1 protein-coding gene is annotated in these 1,165 nt (G+C 67.7%); it reads left to right on the plus strand.

Features of this window, described 5'->3' with window-relative positions; all coding sequences use genetic code 11:
* The first annotated feature begins 210 nt into the window (after positions 1 to 210).
* Positions 211 to 1,137, plus strand: coding sequence for an acetoin utilization protein AcuC (locus Q4I23_RS32755; protein ID WP_498529011.1), 927 nt, complete (start codon positions 211 to 213; stop codon positions 1,135 to 1,137).
* The last annotated feature ends 28 nt before the right edge of the window (positions 1,138 to 1,165 follow it).

Here is a 1,165-nt window from a genome sequence, read left to right on the forward strand (position 1 = left end):
GTTATAGTCTCGTGGGCTCGGAGATGTGTATAAGAGACAGGAACCGCGACGGCCACCCCCGCCAGACGCCACGAACCGTCCATGCCGTGTCTCCCCCGCGGATGTTTTCGCCCACACCCCTCAAGAAAAGAGATCGCCGCGCGGCCACGGCAAGGGGCCCTGTGCACGAGACGTTGACGGACGGGCGTCGCCGCTCCACCTCTCCACCCCATGCCGACCGATTTTCCCATCGAATTTCCGCCAACGTTTCCCGCCCGCCCGCTGTTTCTCGGCAGCGAGATCTACCGGGGCTCCAGCTACGGCGCGAAGCACCCGCTGGCCATCCCGCGGGTGTCCACCGCCATCGACCTCAGCCGCGCCATGGGCTGGCTGCCCGACGTGGTCTACCGCGACAGCCCGCTGGCGACGCCAGAGGAACTGGGCCGCTTCCACAATCCGGACTACATCGCCGCTCTCCACCGCGCGGAGGCGGACCAGCGGGTGGATGCCGAAACGGGGGAGCGCCACAACCTCGGCCGGCTGGAAAATCCCATCTTTCCGGAAATGTACCGCCGCCCTGCGATCAGCACCGGTGCCGCCATCCTGGCCGGGCGCCTGCTGGCGGAGGTGCCCGCCGGCATCGTCTACAGCCCGGCCAGCGGCACCCACCATGCCCGTCCGGGGCGGGCCAGCGGCTTCTGCTACCTCAACGCACCGGTGCTGGGCATCCTGGCTCTGCTCGATTCCGGGATCGAGCGGGTGCTCTACGTGGACCTCGACGCCCACCACGGTGACGGGGTGGAAGACGCCTTCGCCGACGACGACCGTGTGCTGACCCTGTCGGTTCATGAGGATGGGCGCTGGCCCTTCACCGGCAAGGCGGAGGATCGTCCTGGCGCTCTGGCTTTCAATCTGCCGGTCCCGCCGGCGTTCAACGACACCGAGATGGATTACCTTCTGGAGACGGTGATCCTGCCGCTGGGGCAAGCGTTCCGCCCCCAGGCGCTGGTCGTCCAGACCGGAGCCGACGCGCTCGCCGAAGACCCGCTGAGCCGGCTGGAACTGTCGAACGGCGCGCTGTGGCGGGCGGTGGAGGCGTTGATGGGGCTGGCGCCGCGCCTGATGGTGGTTGGGGGCCTGTCTCTTATACACATCTGACGCTGCCGACGATTATACGCGAGTGTAG

The organism is Azospirillum sp. UFLA03-27 (assembly GCF_059803775.1).